This window comes from Rhodococcus sp. ZPP (assembly GCF_017656075.1).
GTDB classification, from domain to species: domain Bacteria; phylum Actinomycetota; class Actinomycetes; order Mycobacteriales; family Mycobacteriaceae; genus Rhodococcus_F; species Rhodococcus_F oxybenzonivorans.
This window is the reverse complement of record NZ_CP058638.1, coordinates 2,542,272-2,558,280: the sequence shown is the minus strand read 5'-3', so window position 1 is coordinate 2,558,280 and position 16,009 is coordinate 2,542,272. Positions and strand designations below refer to the sequence as shown.

Below are 16,009 nucleotides of genomic sequence, written 5' to 3'. Positions count from 1 at the left end.
TAATGGCTGGAAATTCGAGCAGGCGCGGAGCCGTCCGCAAGTCGGGTACGAAGAAGGGGCAGGTCGCCGGTTCCGGTGGCCAGCGTCGCAGGGGACTCGAGGGACGGGGCGCCACTCCGCCCGCCGAGGCTCGCACCAAACATCCCGCGGCCAAGCGGGCAGCCAGGGCCAGTCGTGAGGCCGAAAAGCAGCCGGGTCGCGGCAGGCAGACCGCCGGGCGCAAGGTCCTCGACGGACCCGAAACCGTGCTGGGCCGCAATCCGGTCGTCGAGTGCCTGCGCGCCGGTGTCCCGGCGACCGCACTGTATGTCGCGGTCGGCACCGAGAGCGACGACCGTTTGAAGGAATCGGTGCAGCGGGCCGCCGACGCCGGCATTTCCATCCTCGAGGTTCCGCGAACCGATCTCGACCGGCTCAGCGCCAACGGCCTGCACCAGGGAATCGCGTTGCAGGTGCCGCCGTACCGTTACGCGCACCCCGACGATCTCCTCGCGGAGGCCCGTAAGCATCAAGAGGCGCCGTTGCTCGTGGCCCTCGACAACATCACCGATCCGCGCAACCTCGGTGCCGTCGTTCGATCGGTGGCTGCGTTCGGCGGACACGGTGTGGTGATCCCGGAGCGCCGTAGCGCAGCGGTGACCGCGGTGGCCTGGCGGACGAGTGCGGGAGCGGCGGCCCGGCTGCCGATCGCCCGCGCCACCAATCTGACTCGTACGCTGAAGGATTGGGCATCCAAGGGTGTACAGGTCGTCGGTCTCGACGCGGGCGGTGACACCACTCTCGACGACTTCGACGGCAGCGGTCCCGTCGTGGTCGTGGTCGGCTCGGAGGGCAAGGGCCTGTCGCGTCTGGTTCGAGAGAACTGCGACGCCATCCTGAGCATTCCCATGGCTGGGCCCGTCGAGTCGCTCAACGCTTCCGTCGCCGCAGGCGTCGTACTCGCCGACATCGCGCGTCGCCGCCGGAGCTAGCCGGAACACGAACACCGAAGTGTCGTGGGCTCCGGCCGCCGTAGCTGTGTGACACTCGTGAGGGTCATCGCGGGATCGTCGGCGCGACCATCCGATGGAAGCGCATTCGGTGGCCGGGGCGCAATTGTGCGGCCATCGGCAGGTCGTCCTCGACGACGACCGCGATCACGGGATACCCACCCGTGACGGGATGATCGGCGAGGAACAGGATCGGCCGGCCGTCGGGCGGCACCTGCAAGGCTCCCGCCACCATCGCCTCACTCGGCAGTTCACGGGTAATCGCTCGATGCAGAGGTCCCGGCCCGGAGAGACGTGCGCCCACGCGGTTGGTGTCGGAGCTCACCGTCCAGGTTTCCCGCAGGAGCGCGTCGATCGATGCCTTGGTGAACCAGTCGTCGCGGGGTCCCAGTCGAACTCGCATCATCAACGGATTCTCGGGAGCTGCGGGCGGGGGCGCGAATTCGTCGGCGGGCCAGTCGGTGCAATCCGCTCCGACCAGGATTCGATCACCCTCGGCCACCGGGTCCGGGCCGAGATCCGACAGCGTGTCTCTCGAGCGGCTGCCCATCACCGGCGGAACATCGACACCCCCGCGCACCGCGAGGTAGCTACGTAGACCTTCCGACGCGTACGCGACTTCGAGCAGATCACCGGACTCGAGGTGCAGCATCGTGTAGTCGGGCTGCGGTCGTGAGTTGACGGTGACGGGCGCGCGCGCACCGGTGACCGCAACCGACACGGTGCCCGCGACGCGCACGGCGAGGCCGCCCAGTGTGATTTCCAGAGTGGCGGCCCCGGACCTGTTGCCTACGAGCCGGTTTGCGCAGTCGTGGGCGACGCGGTCGGCAGCGCCGGACTCACCGACTCCCACCGAGGCGTATCCGGGCCTGCCCCGATCCTGCACGATGGTGAAGGGTCCGGTGCGCACAACCTCGAGCCAAGCCATGGGCCGATTGTCTCGCACCACCACCCCCCGTGAGTACTTATTAACAAGGGGTGGTTAAGAAGTACTCACGGGCGCGAAGTGCACAACGACCCCGGGCCTCAGGAGCGCGGGGGGACTCCGCTGAGCATCCCAGATGCGCTCGTCCGTGCTGCCGATGAGCTGCCACCCGCCGGGAGAGTTTCGCGGATAAATCCCCGTGAACTCACCGGCGAGGCCGACAGCACCGGCCGGAACGGACGTTCGCGGCGTGGATCGCCGGGGAACGTGTAACTCGGGCGCACCTCCGGTGAGGTAGCCGAATCCCGGCGCGAACCCCGAGAAGGCCACCGTCCAGGGTGTGCCGGTATGCGCCTCGATCACCCCGTCGACCCCGAGGCCGGTCAGCTCGGCCACCTCCTCGAGGTCGGGCCCGTCGTAGCGGACGCTGATCTGTAGGTGCTCCGACGTGTCCTCGGGTGCGCCCGTTCGCGGTTCGGTGGTCCGCAACCATCGGACGACGCGGTCGCGGCTCGTTGCGGCACGATCGAATCTGACGAGGATGGTGCGGGCGGCCGGAATGATCTCGCCGACCCCCGGCGGCCTGGCCTCGTCGAGGGCACGGAAATGGGCGAGGACGGTGTCGAGGTCTTCGAACTCGGCCAGGACCGCAGCATCTCCGACGTCGAGTACCCGCATCAGACGAACGGTTCCACTGTGATGCCCTCGGCATCGAGCAACTGCCGGATGGACGCGGCCATCTCCACGGCCGCGGGAGTGTCGCCGTGTACGCAGACGGATTCCGGTGCGATCGCCAGCAGGGTGCCGTCGACGGCTTCGAGTGTGGAGTCGAGCGCCAACCGGCGTACCCGCTCGGCAACGACCGCCGGATCGTGAAGGACGGACCCAGCTGTCGTGCGCGGTACCAGCGTGCCCTCGGGTGTGTAGGCGCGGTCGGCGAAGGCCTCGGCGACGGTCCGCAGGCCAGCGGTCTCCGCTTCCTCCAGGAACACCGAACCGGGCAGGCCGAGGACCGGGAGAGTGTCGTCGTAGGCACGGATTGCGGCGACCACCGCGCGCGCCTGCTCACGATGATGGACGATCGCGTTGTACAGCGCGCCGTGCGGTTTCACATACGCCACCGCCGAACCGCACACCTGCGCGAGCCCGTCCAGGGCGCCGATCTGATAGACGACGTCGGCGGTGAGGTCGCGGGGTGCGACGTCGATGAATCGTCGTCCGAAGCCGGCGAGATCGCGGTAACCGACCTGCGCGCCGATACGCACGGTCAGGTCGGCCGCCGATCTGCACGTGGACAGCAGCGTCGTGGGGTCACCGGCATGGAAACCACACGCCACGTTTGCACTGGTCACGAGTTTCAACATCGCGAGGTCGTCGCCGAGAGTCCACGCCCCGAAACTCTCGCCGAGATCACTGTTCAGATCGATGGCCGGCACATATTCGATACTAGGGTTCTCGCCCCCGTCTTGTAGATTCTCTGGCGGGGGCGGGTGGAACCGATGTGGGTCCTGCTGCGTCGAAACAAATAAGTGTGTTCGGCAGTGCGCTGATCGGGAGGGGACTCGTGGCTGATCCGGAGTACATCAAAGACCCGGAGAATTTTCACTCCGACGGATGGGACCACGCACGCATCATGAATGCCGTCGCTGGCATGGACGGAAATCAGATCAGTGCCGTCGCCCGGGCATGGACCGAATTGGGTTCGGCAGCAGACGAAACCATCATCGCCTTCAGTGACGCCGTCAAGAAACAGATCCGCGAGAGTTGGCAGGGCGCCGCGGCCTCTGCCGCGTACGCCGAAACGGAGCGTTACGCCGGCTCCGCACCTGAGGCGCGCGACCAACTACACGGTGTTGCGGGCGCGCTGACTCCGCTCATCGACACCGTCACGGCTCTTCGCGGCAGAGTGCCTCAGACGGTGGGCACCGGGCTCTGGGACAAGCTGACACCGTGGGATACCGATACGGAAGACGAGGTCTACCGCCGCGAAGGTGAAGCGCGGGACGCGATGGCCACCGTCTACAACCCGGGCCTCGCCACCTCGGACGGCTCCGTGCCCGAGTTCACGAAACCGGAAAGCAGGGTCGACGTCCCCTCGGGTCCGTCCGGTCCCGGTGTCGACCACGGAAGCAGTGCCCCGAATTCGAGCGATCGGATTGGTGGACCGAGCGCAGTGCAGCCGCTTTCCGGCGAGGCTCCCGCGGGCGAATCCACCGCTGCGGACAGCGCACCCACCGCAGATGGCACTGAGCAGAATGCGGCAACCGCGCCGACAGCGGCCACAGCACCGGCCACGACGGCCCCGGCCTCCGCGACGGGTGATCAGGCGCAGAGCCGGACGGGTATGCCGCACGGTGTCGATTCGTCCACGGGCGGTGGCTCGCGAGCAGGTGGTGTGGGCGGCGGTGGCGCGGGTGGCGCTCTCGGGGTCGGGTCCGGCGGACTGGGCGGCAGTAGCGCGGGCGGCGGACGATCGGGTTCGGTCGCGGAGGCGGGTGGAAAACCAGGTGTCGCTGGGGTCGCCGGTAGCGGGCGCGCCGGTTCCGGTGTGCGTGGAACCGGGCCGATGGGCGCCGGGATGATGGGCGGGGGAGCCGGAGGAGCCAGGGGCACCGGCGAGGACAAGGAGCACAAGACCCCCGACTACCTGATCACACTCGACAACGGCAACGAGTTGATCGGCAAGCTGCCCCTCGTGTCACCGCCGGTGATAGGTGCATGAGCATGCGCAATTGGCAGGTGCGACCGGAGCTTTTCGACGCACTGTGGTCCGGTACCGGGCAGGACCGCATGCCCTACCCGTTTCGGATCGTCAGCTCGCACGCCGGGCTCAATGCATATGTCGCAGAGCAGAACCGGATACGAGAAGCATTCGGGGGAGCAGAGCACGACGATGTGCGCGCGGCGTTGGAGATGCTTGCCGAACCCGACGTGTATGTCGAGGTCTCCGGTTCCACCGCCCACGAGGCGCCGATCCGAATCATCGGCGCGCAGCACCGACAATGGTCGGTGATCGCGACACAACTCCCCGGCCGGGCCCCGCAGGTCGGTGGCGACGTGGTGATCGGGACCGGCGCGGCGGGGCAACTGGGCGCCCAGCTGATCGGCCTCATCCCACCGAACGCCGCCGGCCGCCGCCGATTCCAGCGGCGCGACGACGACGGCACCCACTTCTCGCAAGGAATCTTGCAGGACGTCAATTGGGTGGCCCTCGCCCGACTCGAAACCGCCGTGCAGAAGGGATACGCGGGCCGCGGCAAGATCCGAGTCTTCCGCGGTCCCCGCTACGGCGCCGGCAGGGACATCGGAGTTCTGCACTGGATCGACATCGCGGGCGACGGACGCTATGCAATCGGCCCACACGATCCCGGCGCAGCCAACCCGGCAGGACCTCGTGAACTCGTATCGGCGCTCGACACCCTGATCCGAGTCGGTGCCACCCAGCGAGCAGGCTCGACGACCGCCCGCGGTTGGTAGATTTGCCACGACGTGCAGGGTGGGGACGACAACCAAGGGGGACACGAACATGGCTGGTCCGGACGCACCGGAAGCCGGATGGAAGGCTTTCACCGAGAACGTGGTCGGGGGTGGCAGGCTCGAACTGGACCCCGCCGGCATCGAGCAGTGCATCAAGCTGTGTCAGGAGCATGCTGATCGGATGAGACTCCTCGGAGGCAGAGCCCGCCGAGAACTTCGCGCTTCGAATCTCGGATTGGGGGAGCAGGACATCGAGTCGGCAAAGCAGCTTGCACGAAAGTTCGATGAGAAGGCGATCGGCGGAGATGACATCGAGTTTGCGAACACGGCCGTGGGCTTGTTTCTGGCTCACGAGACCTACGCGTCGGATATGAAGTCGATGTTCGAGGCTGTCTTGGCGCGTTACAGAGAGCAGGACGCTGCAACAGCAGCGCGATTGGGATCCGTCGGTGTGCAACTGTGAGGGGTTTCGCGGACTGCGCAACAGTGGGAGCGCTCAGTGTGCTTTCGGTGGTCGGCGTCGTCGCATGCTCGCAGCCGGTTGACGGGGAGCCCGCCGGAGAGCCTGCTATCGAGATCGCCTACCAGCCATGCGACGACTTCTCGCCCGAAGCACTCGCCACGGCGGGAATCGACGCGGCTCCGCCCGACCGGATGCCGAATCGAAATAACCCGCCGAATCATGCGTGCGGATTTTTGTCGCGAGACCCCTATTACGTCGCTGTCGTCTCCGCGATCGGTGCACCCTTCAGCGGTGTCGCGAGTGACGACCGCTTCACCGTCCTGAGTGAGACGACGATTGGCGGCCGCCCGGCGCTGGTGTCGGATTTCCGTGGTGGGAGTGCGTGCACGGTGTCGGTGGCGATCGAGCCGGGGATTCTCGAGTTCATGATCGGGTACAGCGAGTTGGAGGATTTCACGACCGTCGACGCTGCGTGTGATCAGGCGACGAAGGTGGCGACGACGCTGGCGCCGTATTTCCCCGACCACCTGTAGGCCGCACTGTACTGAGGCGCCACTCGTCGACCTGTGAGGGCCGATTCGGCCGTCGAGGCGCGGGGAGTGGCGGCTCAGTGCGTGTGCGCGGCGACGCGTCCCGTGTTCTTCCGACGCCTGGAGCCACCGAGGCGGCAGATCAGGTAAATCACGAAGGAGATTGTCGTCACGAAACTCGAGACGGGGACTCCGGGGGCCAGGGACAGCAGAATGCCGCCCACTGCCGCGAGTTCCGCGAAGACGATCGACAGAATGGTCGCTTTCACCGGGCTCGCCGTGACGAAGGCGGCAGCCGCCGCGGGCGTGATGAGCAGAGCCATCACGAGCAACGCCCCGACGATCTGCACGCCGAGGGCCGCGGTGATGCCGACGAGCACGGCGAACACGATCGACAGTGCACGCACCGGCACCCCGCGCGCCTCGGCGACGTCGGGGTCAGTGCTGGCGAACAGTAGAGGCCGGTAGATGAGGGCGAGAACCCCGATCACCACGACAGCGCAGAGCAGCAGCAGCGCAAGCCCACTGTTTCCGGGCGCCACGATCTGACCGATCAGCAAAGAGAAGCTCGTGCCGGTACGGCCTTCGTACGACCAGATGAACAGCACGGACAGGCCCAGACCGAAGGCCATGATCACGCCGATCACCGAGTCGCGGTCGCGCGCCTTCGCTCCGAGTAAGCCGAACAAGATCGCAGCCACGACGGAACCGACGATGGCGCCCGCACCCACACTGATACCGACGAGCAGTGCGGCCGACGCACCGGTCAGCGACAGCTCGCTGGTCCCGTGAACCGCGAACGACATCTGCCTGCTCACGATCAGGGGCCCGATGACGCCTGCCAGCAAACCGAGGATGGCGCCGGCGATCAATGCCTGCTGGACGAAGTCGTACTGCAAGAGGTCGATGGTGGCGGACACATCGAACAGGTGCGACATCGCATCGGTGAACTTGTTGCTCATGCGTGTTCCTCGCACGTGTGATGCACACCTTCGCCGGGGCGAAGTCCGCCGGCGCTGCCGAGTGCGTCGATGGCGTCGCCGGTGCCGATCACGATGAGACGTCCCCGCACGTGCAGGACCTCGACTTCGGTGCGATACAGCTCGGACAGCACCTCGGAGGTCATCACCTCGTCGGGTGTGCCGATTCGGAATTGGCCGTCGACGAGGTACAGCACCCGGTCGACCAGCGGCAGAATGGGATTGATTTCGTGGGTGACGAACAACACCGCGGTGTCGTGCGTGCGTCGCCGCCGATCGATGAGGCTCGACACGAGACTCTGATTGGCCAGGTCCAAACTGAGGAGAGGTTCGTCGCACAGCAGTATCTGCGGATCTCCGACGAGTGCCTGAGCGATCCGTAACCGCTGCTGCTCCCCACCGGACAGCGAACCGACGGGTGCGTCGGCGTAACTTTCGGCACCGACCTCGGCGATCGCTGAGTCCACGATCGCCCGGCGATGTCCCCGGCGCAGCAGCCCGGTTCCCCAACGGTGGCCGTCGACACCGAGACCGACGAGGTCACGTCCCCGGAGGGGAAGCCCGTCGTCGAGCGACTTCTGCTGCGGGATGTACCCGACGTTCGAGTTTCCGGCTCGGGCCGGTGATCCCGCGATCCTCGCAGTCCCGGAATCGAGGCCCAGCTGCCCGAGCAACACCTTGAGCAGTGACGTCTTGCCGGAGCCGTTGGGTCCGAGGACGGCGACGAACTCGCCGGGCTCGACGGTGAGATCGAGATGCTGCCACAAAGTGCGTGCGCCGAAAGACAGTCGCGCCCCCGTCAGTTCGACTGCGGGGATGCGACTGCTGTGTTCGGTGTTCGTCGAAGAGAGTTCCGTCACAAGCCGATCAGTTCTATTGCAGCGCCTTGGCGAGGGCCTGGGCGGTGTTGGTCTGCCACTGAATGTAGTCCAACCCCTCCGGCAGGGTTTCGGTTACCTCGACGACGGGGACGCCTGCGGCCTCCGCGGTGGCCCTCACGTCCTCGGTGACCTTGTCCTGTGTCTGGGTGTTGTAGACGACGGCCTTCACCTGCTTGTCGGTGATCAACTGGCGCGTGGCTGCGATAGCGGCGGGTGCGGGATCGTTGCCGTTCTCGATGGCACTGGTGAAGTCGGCGTGGGTGACGTCGTTCAATGCCGCCGACTCGACGAGGTAATGCGCGATGGGCTCGGTCTGGGCGATCGGCGCGTCCTTGTGTGCGGCCGCGATGCCGTCGGTGACAGCAGTAATTTCCGCGAGCCGGCCGTGGAAGGTTTCGGCATTCGCCGTGTAGACGTCGGCGTTGTCGGGGTCGAGTTGGCCGAGCTTCTCCGCGATGGCATGTGCGGTCGCGTCGACGGTCGCGACGTCGTACCAGACGTGCTCGTTCACCTCGCCGTGTTCGTGAACGTCGCCTTCGTGGCCGGCCTCTTCGCCTGCGTGTCCGGCCTCTTCACCTTCGTGTCCGGTCTCGCCTGCGTGTGCACCGGCTCCGAAGAGTTCGAATGCGTTGACCGAGAGCTGTTCGCCGTTGCCGGTGTTGATGATGTCATCGACGAAGTGGTCGTATCCGCCGCCGTTGTAGACGATGAGGGACGCGTCGGTGAGCTTGGCCGCGTCGGTGGGGCTCGCCTCGAAGGAATGCGGATCCGAGGACGGCTCGGTGATGATCGAGCTCACCTCGACCTTGTCGCCGGCAACTGCCTGCGCGACGCTGCCCCACACGTTCGTCGACGCGACGACTGTCAAGGCGCCATCGCTCGACGTGTCGGAGCTGCACGCAGTGAGGGTGAGGGCAGCGGCGAAGGACAGCCCGACGGCGACCGTTGCGACACGAAAGCCTGAGGAAGCGCGCACAGAAAACTCCTGACAGAAGACGAGCTAAATGCTATTGGAAACCGTTACCGTTGCACTTTAGCGGATACGTCCCTGGTAGTGCACTTTCGGCCGAGCCCCGCCGAACCGTCGAACACTTCGGGTACTAACGTCCCCCTATGCCCAGGTCTCGACAGCCGCGCCGCCAAGCCACGCTGGCGTCGCTCGCGGCCGAGCTCAATATCTCGCGAACGACGGTGTCCAACGCCTACAACAGGCCGGACCAACTTTCCGCGGAACTCCGCGACCGGGTACTGCAAGCTGCGAAACGCCGCGGCTATCCGGGGCCGGATCCGGTGGCTCGTTCGTTGCGCACACGTAAGGCGGGTGCTGTGGGGCTCCTGCTGACCGAGGCGCTCAGCTATTCCTTCCGTGACCCGGCGGCGATGAGCTTCCTGTCCGGGCTCGCCGAGTCGTGTGAGTCGGCGGGGCAAGGCCTGCTTCTGATCCCGGCCGGGCCGGGGCGTGACGACGCCGACGCCGCGGCCGTCGTGCAGCAGGCCGGTGTCGACGGGTTCGTCGTCTACTCGGTGGCGGACGACGATCCGTACCTCGCGGCGGTGTGCGAGAGGCACCTCCCCGTTGTGATCTGCGATCAGCCCCGGGAGATACCGGGAGCATCACTCGTGGGAATCGACGATCGGGCCGCGATGCGGGCGCTCACCGACTACCTCATCGGGCTCGGGCACCGCGACTTCGGGGTGCTCAGCATGCGGTTGGGCCGCGACCGCTCGGATGGGATCGCCGATGCGGAACGGTTGCGCTCGCCGAACTTCCATGTGCAGCGCGAGCGCATCGGTGGAGTTCGCGACGCGATGTCCGATGCCGGCCTGAACCCGGAGACGCTCACCGTCGTCGAGCGTTTCGAGCACACCGGACGATCCGGTCACGCAGCCGCCGCCCAAGCGCTCGGCGCGAATCCGTACATCACCGCCCTCGTCTGCACCACCGACGTGCTGGCGCTCGGCGCCGTGGACTGGGCGCGCTGGCAAGGTATCGACGTTCCCGGCCAACTGTCGATCACCGGATTCGACGGCGTCGGCGAAGCGCTCCGCGAGGGAATCACCACCGTGCGGCAGCCTCAGGAAGACAAGGGCAGGCGCGCCGGCGCCCTGCTGATGTCTCCGTCGCACTCCGGCGTCGCAACGGTCGAAATGCTCGACACCGAGCTGTCGCGCGGATCCACCGCCGGCCCCGCACCTCGCTGAGGCGGCCCTACGGCCTGCTCACGCCAACAGTTGTGCGCAGCGGAGCAGACCGAGGTGGCTGTATGCCTGCGGGTGGTTGCCGAGCGAGCGTTCCGCGACGGGGTCGTACTCCTCGCTGAGAAGCCCCGTCGGTCCCGCCACGTCGACGAGCTGTGCGAACAAGGCCTCCGCCTGTGATCGCTGACCGATCAGCAGGTAGGCCTCCACCAGCCACGCCGCGCAGAGATGGAACCCGCCCTCGGTGCCCGGCAAGCCGTCGTCGTGGTGGTACCGGTACACCGTCGAACCGCTGCGCAGTTCCGCTTCGGTGGCCGTGACGGTGGCGGCGAACCGCTCGTCGTGCGGGTCGATCAGCCCGGACAGCCCGATGTGCAGTGTGGCGGCATCGAGGTCGGTGCCGTCGTAGGCGGCGGTGTACGAGCGGACCTCGTCCTTCCACCCCTTCTCGCGCACCTCGTCCGCGATTTTGTCCCGCAACGGCGTCCACCCCGGTTCGATGGGGCGGCCGAAGTGCTTCGCCAGCGCCACCGCCCGGTCGACGGTCACCCAGCCCATCACCTTCGAGTACACGTGATGGCGCGGGTTGTCGCGGATCTCCCAGATGCCGTGGTCCGGTTCGAACCATCGGCGCTCGACGGCCGCGACCATCGCGCACACCAGTTCCCAGTCGCGATCGTTCAACGCCACCGCGACGCCCTGCTTCTCGCGGGCATGCGACAGATCGGCGATCAATTCGACGATGGGACCGAACACGTCGAGCTGGACCTGCTGATTGGCCGCGTTGCCGATGCGCACCGGCCGCGACCCGGCATACCCGGGCAGTGAGTCGATCACGGCCTCCGGAGGAAGTCCGGTGCCGTGGAGGGTGTAGAGCGGATGCAGACGCTCGGGGCCGGGAATGGTCTCCAGCACGTCGTGCACCCAGTCCAGGAAACCCTCGGCTTCGCTCAGCGAGCCGAGGCTGACCAGTGCGGACGCGGTGAGCGCGGCGTCGCGGAGCCAGCAGTAGCGGTAGTCCCAGTTGCGGACGCCACCGATTTCCTCCGGCAACGAGGTGGTGGCCGCAGCCATGATGGATCCCGAATCGACGTGGACCAGACCGCGCAGGGTCAGCGCCGAGCGCTTCATCAGATCGGGCTTCAGTGTGGGCAGGGTCAGCCCCTTCGCCCAGTCCGACCAGTACGCTTCTGACGCGGCGCGGCGTTCCTCTTCCGGTGTGTGCGACGGGCCGATGTCCTCGGTGCCACACCGCAGTTCCAGAACGACGTCACCTTCGGACGGGTCGACGACGGCGTGGGCCGTCTGCTGATTCCCGTCGGAGGTCACGTTCCACCGCACGCCCGGCGAGCGCAGGACGATCGGCTCGTTGGTGCCGTGCACGCGCAATCCTTCGGCGACCGCCTCGAGAATCACCTGACCCTGGCCGAACTCGGGCCGCGGTGCGAATGTGACGACTGCGGCCGCCTGTCCACTGATCACCCGGGTCAGATCGGTGCGACCGGGACACACGTCGTGCGGCAGGTAGTCGGTGACCGAGAGGCTGGCCCACCGTGTCTGCACCGTCATGGTGCTGTCGACGTAGCGCTGGCTCAGCGGCAGGGCGCTGCGGTGCGGGCCGACACTGAAGTGGCCGGCTTCCGGTCCGCCGAGCAAATGCGCGAAAACGGAGGCGGAGTCGGGTTCGGGGTGGCACAGCCAGGTGAGGGTCGCATCCGGGGTGACGAGGGCGACGGTCCGTGGGCTGGCGAGCATGGTGAGCCGCTCGATCGGTGGGGCATGCGCGCCCGACAGCCAGGTGCGACGCTCCTCGAGCAGGAACGCGAGGGCGGTCGCGACCTCTTCGGTGGTGTCTACCCGGAACTCGGCGAGGCTGTCGCCCGCCCCGACCTTGACGCCGACGTCGGGGCCCTGTAGCCGCGAGAACGCTTTCTCGTCGGTGACGTCGTCGCCCACGAAGACGGCGGCGGTGGCACCTTCCTGATGGCGGATCAGGTCGAGGGCGTGGCCCTTGTCGGTGGCGACCACGGCCAGTTCGATCACCGACTTGCCTTCGGTCACCTGCACGCCCACCCGCTGCGCGGCGTCGGCGCGGACGGCGGCCAGTGCCTTCTCGCCGTGCTCGGGGTCGGCATTACGGACGTGCAGTGCCACGCTGGCAGGCTTGGTCTCCACCCCGGTGCCGGGATGCAGTTGGGAGATCTGTCGCAGATCCTCGGTGATCTCGGCGAGCAGCTGGCGCGCGTCGGCGTCGATGGCGTGGATGAATCCGATATCGAATTCCGATCCGTGACTGCCGACGAGCTGAACCTCGGCGGGCAGGCGGGACAGCGCCGCGAGATCCTTCAGCGCCCGACCCGAGATGACGGCCGCCGTCGTTCCTGCCAGGCCGGCGAGACCTCGGAGGGCTCGCACCGATTCGGCGTGCGGAAATGCTCTTTCGGGGTCGGACACGATGGGGGCCATCGTGCCGTCGTAGTCGGAGGCCACGAGGAGGCGAGGCGTCCTCGCGACCCGGGAGAGGGCACGACGGAGTTCGATGGGCAGATCTTGAGCGCTCACGCGTTCAAATCTAGGTGATGCAGCGGCGGAGAGCGCATTGTCGCTTCCGGATGTGCGCGGTTCGTCCCTTATTCGGGTCTGCGGCTTCCGTCACCGAGGAGCAGTTCGACGGTGAGTTCCAGCCGATTCGCCACATCTGTGGCAGAGGAACGGCGTGTGAGCCAGGCCACCAGATTCGACAACCAGACGTCGGAGATGACGCGAGCGACGGCCAGCTGGTCCTCGGTGGGCTCGGTGTCGGTCATGGCCCGCGCGAACAATCGGTCCATGAGCTTGCCCACCTGATCGACCTCGGCGGCGGCGGAGGCGTCGGCGAACATGAACGCGCGAGTCATCGCCTCGGTCAGCAGCGGGTCACGCTGCATGGCGCGAGTGATCTGGCTGAGAATGAGCTGCATGCGCTCGAGGGGATTGCTGCCTGGCGGATTCTTGCCCCGCGAATCGATGCGCTCGAACTCGCGCGCCAGCGCCGAGACCAGCAGGTGCACCTTGGATGGGAAGTAGCGGTACAGGGTCCCGACCGCAACGTCCGCGCGTTCCGCGACCGCGCGCATCTGCACGGCTTCGTATCCGCCCTTGGAGGCCAGGGCCAGGGTGGCGTCGAGGATCCGCTTGCGCCGTTCCTTCTGCGCGTTGGAACTGAGATCGTCCTCGCCCAGCGTCGCCGCAGCGACTGTCGTGGGACGGGATCGAGAGCTGGTCGTCATACCTGTTTTCCTTCGCGCCTTGACTCATGGCCAGGTGACATATTAGAACACGTTCTAGACGAATGTGTCATTCAGGAGAGGCGGAAACCCGTTGTGACTATCGCCACCACCGAGGAACAGAGGGCTGCAGCGGGTTCGATCCAGGCGTGGGCGCGGTCCACGGACCCGCTCGTCACAGTACGCCAGGGACCAGCGGATTCGTGGCGCACGTCCTGGTCGTCCTTCGCGTCGCTCGGGATCTTCTCCGTTGCCGTACCCGATGCGGTCGGTGGCTCGGGCGCGGAGATCGTCGACCTCGCCGCGATGATCGAGCAGGCTGCAACTGAACTCGTCCCGGGTCCTGTTCTGCCCACCGCGCTGGCGGCTCTGGTCGTCGGGCGCAGCTCCGGCGCGGCCGCGAAGACCTGGTCCGAAAATCTCGCCGACGGGAAGATTCCGTGCGCGGTCGCTCTCGGCAGTCCGCCGGTGAACGCCACCCTCGCCGACGACGGGGGGCTGGTGATCACCGGAGACGCCGGTTTCGCGATCGGTGCCGACTCGGGAATGTCGGTGCTGCTGGCGGCCGACGCCGGCGACGGCGTCGTGTGGTGCCTGGTCGACGGCGAGTCCGCCGGACTCGAGGTGGCTCCCGCCGACACGATCGACAAGAGCCGGCCGCTCGCCCGCATCCGGTGCACAGGCGTTGCCGTCGCACCGGACCGCGTGATCACCGGGCTGCGGGAGGGGCTGGTCCGGGATCTCGCGGCCACGCTGGCTGCGGCGGAGGCGTCGGGGGTCGCGCGCTGGTGCCTGCGCACCGCGGTGGACTACGCCAAGATTCGCGAGCAGTTCGGTAAACCCATCGGCTCGTTCCAGGCGATCAAACACCTGTGCGCCGAGATGCTGTGCCGCGTCGAAGCGTCGAGTGCCGCGGCCTGGGACGCCGCGGTGGCGGCCGAAGGCGCGTGGGACGCAGACGGCGGTGAACTGCCCATCGCCGCTTCCGTCGCTGCGGCGGTCACACTCGACGCCGCGGTGGAGACCGCCAAGGACTGCATCCAGGTGCTCGGCGGGATCGGCTTTACCTGGGAACACGACGCCCACTTCTATCTGCGCCGGTCGACGTCGCTGCGACAGTTGCTCGGTGGGTCGACGAGGTGGCGCGCGAGGGTAGCCGAACTCACCCGTGGCGGCGCCCGCAGGCACCTGTCCCTCGATCTCTCGGAACTCGCCGACGAGCGGGCCCGGATCCGGGCCGAGGTGACTGAACTGGTCGCGCTGCCCGACTCCGAGCGTCGCGCCGCACTCGCCGAGTCGGGCTACCTTGCGCCGCACTGGCCCGAACCGTACGGGCGAGGAGCGCGGGCCGCCGAACAGATCCTCATCGAGCAGGAGTTGGCCGCTGTCGGTGTGGCACGGCCGGACCTGGTGATCGGGTGGTGGGCGGTGCCCACCATTCTCGAGCACGGAAGTCCGGAGCAGATCGAGCGATTCGCGATGCCCACTCTGCGCGGCGACATCATCTGGTGCCAGCTGTTCAGTGAGCCGGGGGCCGGTTCCGACCTGGCGGCCCTGCGCACGTCCGCCGTGAAGGTCGAGGGCGGATGGACACTGTCGGGCCAGAAGGTGTGGACCTCGCGGGCTCACGAGGCGGACTGGGCGATCTGCCTCGCCCGCACCGACCGTGATGCGCCGAAACACAAGGGCATCACTTACTTTCTCGTCGATATGACAAGCCCGGGAATCACGATTTCACCGCTTCGCGAGATCACCGGCGACGCCCTGTTCAACGAGGTCTATCTGGAAGACGTGTTCGTGCCCGACGATCTCGTGGTCGGCAATCTCGGTGACGGCTGGAAGCTGGCCCGCACCACCCTGGCCAACGAGCGAGTCGCGATGGGCGGGGGGTCGTCGCTGGGCGCGGCAATGGAAGAGCTGCTGACGCTCGCAGGTGAAGGCGATCTGGTGACGGACGATCGGCTCGGCCGATTGATCGCAGGCGCGCTCGTCGGGTCCGTGCTCGAACTGCGCACCACCCTTCGGCAGCTCGACGGCCAGGATCCTGGAGCGGAGTCGAGCGTGCGCAAGCTGGTGGGTGTCCGCCAGCGCCAGGAAGTGGCGGAATTCGCCATGGAACTCGGCGGCGTCGACGGCTGGGTGGAAGGTCCGCTCTCGCGTGAGTTCCTCAACACACGATGCTTGTCCATCGCCGGCGGCACGACGCAGATTCTTCTGACCGTCGCGGCGGAACGCATTCTCGGACTGCCCCGATCCTGAGCACCTCCCGCGATGGCCTTTCGCGAGTTCCGCGATGGTG

General features: G+C 67.1%; 15 protein-coding genes. 7 read left to right on the top strand and 8 right to left on the bottom strand.

Annotated elements, in window-relative coordinates; all coding sequences use genetic code 11:
* Positions 1-2 precede the first annotated feature (2 nt).
* The gene (gene rlmB / locus HYG77_RS12095; RefSeq protein ID WP_109326520.1) at positions 3-971 is read left to right on the top strand and encodes a 23S rRNA (guanosine(2251)-2'-O)-methyltransferase RlmB; all 969 of its coding nucleotides are present in this window, start codon (positions 3-5) and stop codon (positions 969-971) included.
* A 64-nt stretch (positions 972-1,035) separates the two neighbouring features.
* On the opposite strand, the gene HYG77_RS12090 is transcribed toward rlmB, so the two are convergent.
* The 3 genes from HYG77_RS12090 to HYG77_RS12080 are packed head-to-tail and all read right to left on the bottom strand — an operon-like array spanning position 1,036 to position 3,350.
* The gene (locus tag HYG77_RS12090) at positions 1,036-1,917 is read right to left on the bottom strand and encodes a biotin-dependent carboxyltransferase family protein (RefSeq protein WP_208962786.1); all 882 of its coding nucleotides are present in this window, start codon (positions 1,915-1,917) and stop codon (positions 1,036-1,038) included.
* 54 nt (positions 1,918-1,971) lie between these two features.
* Positions 1,972-2,592, bottom strand: coding sequence for an allophanate hydrolase subunit 1 (locus HYG77_RS12085; RefSeq protein WP_208962785.1), 621 nt, complete (start codon positions 2,590-2,592; stop codon positions 1,972-1,974).
* Positions 2,592-3,350: a 5-oxoprolinase subunit PxpA gene (locus tag HYG77_RS12080; RefSeq protein ID WP_208962784.1), complete on the bottom strand. Its 759-nt coding sequence runs from the start codon at positions 3,348-3,350 to the stop codon at positions 2,592-2,594. Before HYG77_RS12080 ends, HYG77_RS12085 begins: the two co-directional genes overlap by 1 nt.
* A 128-nt stretch (positions 3,351-3,478) precedes the next feature.
* Here HYG77_RS12080 and HYG77_RS12075 point away from each other — a divergent pair, with 128 nt between their 5' ends.
* Genes HYG77_RS12075 through HYG77_RS12060 form a run of 4 tightly spaced genes read left to right on the top strand, consistent with a single transcriptional unit; the run spans position 3,479 to position 6,387 of the window.
* Positions 3,479-4,636: a hypothetical protein gene (locus tag HYG77_RS12075; RefSeq protein WP_208962783.1), complete on the top strand. Its 1,158-nt coding sequence runs from the start codon at positions 3,479-3,481 to the stop codon at positions 4,634-4,636.
* A gap of 2 nt (positions 4,637-4,638) precedes the next feature.
* On the top strand, positions 4,639-5,391 hold the full coding sequence (locus tag HYG77_RS12070; protein WP_244461291.1) for an ESX secretion-associated protein EspG: 753 nt from the start codon (positions 4,639-4,641) through the stop codon (positions 5,389-5,391).
* Between the two features lie 49 nt (positions 5,392-5,440).
* On the top strand, positions 5,441-5,854 hold the full coding sequence (locus HYG77_RS12065; protein ID WP_109326525.1) for a hypothetical protein: 414 nt from the start codon (positions 5,441-5,443) through the stop codon (positions 5,852-5,854).
* A 23-nt stretch (positions 5,855-5,877) separates the two neighbouring features.
* Complete coding sequence (locus HYG77_RS12060; RefSeq protein WP_204164871.1) at positions 5,878-6,387, top strand: DUF3558 family protein; 510 nt, start codon at positions 5,878-5,880, stop codon at positions 6,385-6,387.
* Positions 6,388-6,461: 74 nt separating this feature from the next.
* Here HYG77_RS12060 and HYG77_RS12055 read toward each other — a convergent pair whose 3' ends face one another.
* Genes HYG77_RS12055 through HYG77_RS12045 form a run of 3 tightly spaced genes read right to left on the bottom strand, consistent with a single transcriptional unit; the run spans position 6,462 to position 9,221 of the window.
* Positions 6,462-7,346: a metal ABC transporter permease gene (locus HYG77_RS12055; protein ID WP_109326527.1), complete on the bottom strand. Its 885-nt coding sequence runs from the start codon at positions 7,344-7,346 to the stop codon at positions 6,462-6,464.
* Positions 7,343-8,224 (bottom strand): metal ABC transporter ATP-binding protein, encoded by an 882-nt coding sequence (locus HYG77_RS12050; RefSeq protein ID WP_208962781.1) that lies wholly within the window; start codon positions 8,222-8,224, stop codon positions 7,343-7,345. The genes HYG77_RS12055 and HYG77_RS12050 overlap by 4 nt, the downstream gene beginning before the upstream one ends.
* A gap of 13 nt (positions 8,225-8,237) precedes the next feature.
* Positions 8,238-9,221 carry a zinc ABC transporter substrate-binding protein gene (locus HYG77_RS12045; protein WP_208962780.1) on the bottom strand — a complete coding sequence of 328 codons (984 nt, stop codon included), beginning with the start codon at positions 9,219-9,221 and terminating at the stop codon, positions 8,238-8,240.
* Between the two features lie 137 nt (positions 9,222-9,358).
* Between HYG77_RS12045 and HYG77_RS12040 the strand changes: the two genes are divergently transcribed.
* Positions 9,359-10,447 carry a substrate-binding domain-containing protein gene (locus tag HYG77_RS12040; RefSeq protein WP_208962779.1) on the top strand — a complete coding sequence of 363 codons (1,089 nt, stop codon included), beginning with the start codon at positions 9,359-9,361 and terminating at the stop codon, positions 10,445-10,447.
* Positions 10,448-10,465: 18 nt separating this feature from the next.
* Here the strand turns inward: HYG77_RS12040 and otsB are convergent, their stop codons facing one another.
* The gene (gene otsB, locus HYG77_RS12035; RefSeq protein WP_109326537.1) at positions 10,466-13,006 is read right to left on the bottom strand and encodes a trehalose-phosphatase; all 2,541 of its coding nucleotides are present in this window, start codon (positions 13,004-13,006) and stop codon (positions 10,466-10,468) included.
* 68 nt (positions 13,007-13,074) lie between these two features.
* Positions 13,075-13,713, bottom strand: coding sequence for a cholesterol catabolism transcriptional regulator KstR (gene kstR / locus HYG77_RS12030; protein ID WP_109326538.1), 639 nt, complete (start codon positions 13,711-13,713; stop codon positions 13,075-13,077).
* 93 nt (positions 13,714-13,806) lie between these two features.
* Between kstR and HYG77_RS12025 the strand changes: the two genes are divergently transcribed.
* Complete coding sequence (locus HYG77_RS12025) at positions 13,807-15,969, top strand: acyl-CoA dehydrogenase (protein ID WP_208962778.1); 2,163 nt, start codon at positions 13,807-13,809, stop codon at positions 15,967-15,969.
* Positions 15,970-16,009 lie beyond the last annotated feature (40 nt).

Coding starts and splice junctions, on each gene's coding strand:
- rlmB (WP_109326520.1), top strand. CDS start 3: ATGGCTGGAAATTCGAGCAGGCGCGGAGCCGTCCGCAAGTCGGGTACG.
- HYG77_RS12090 (WP_208962786.1), bottom strand. CDS start 1,917: ATGGCTTGGCTCGAGGTTGTGCGCACCGGACCCTTCACCATCGTGCAG.
- HYG77_RS12085 (WP_208962785.1), bottom strand. CDS start 2,592: ATGCGGGTACTCGACGTCGGAGATGCTGCGGTCCTGGCCGAGTTCGAA.
- HYG77_RS12070 (WP_244461291.1), top strand. CDS start 4,639: ATGCGCAATTGGCAGGTGCGACCGGAGCTTTTCGACGCACTGTGGTCC.
- HYG77_RS12065 (WP_109326525.1), top strand. CDS start 5,441: ATGGCTGGTCCGGACGCACCGGAAGCCGGATGGAAGGCTTTCACCGAG.
- HYG77_RS12055 (WP_109326527.1), bottom strand. CDS start 7,346: ATGAGCAACAAGTTCACCGATGCGATGTCGCACCTGTTCGATGTGTCC.
- HYG77_RS12040 (WP_208962779.1), top strand. CDS start 9,359: ATGCCCAGGTCTCGACAGCCGCGCCGCCAAGCCACGCTGGCGTCGCTC.
- kstR (WP_109326538.1), bottom strand. CDS start 13,713: ATGACGACCAGCTCTCGATCCCGTCCCACGACAGTCGCTGCGGCGACG.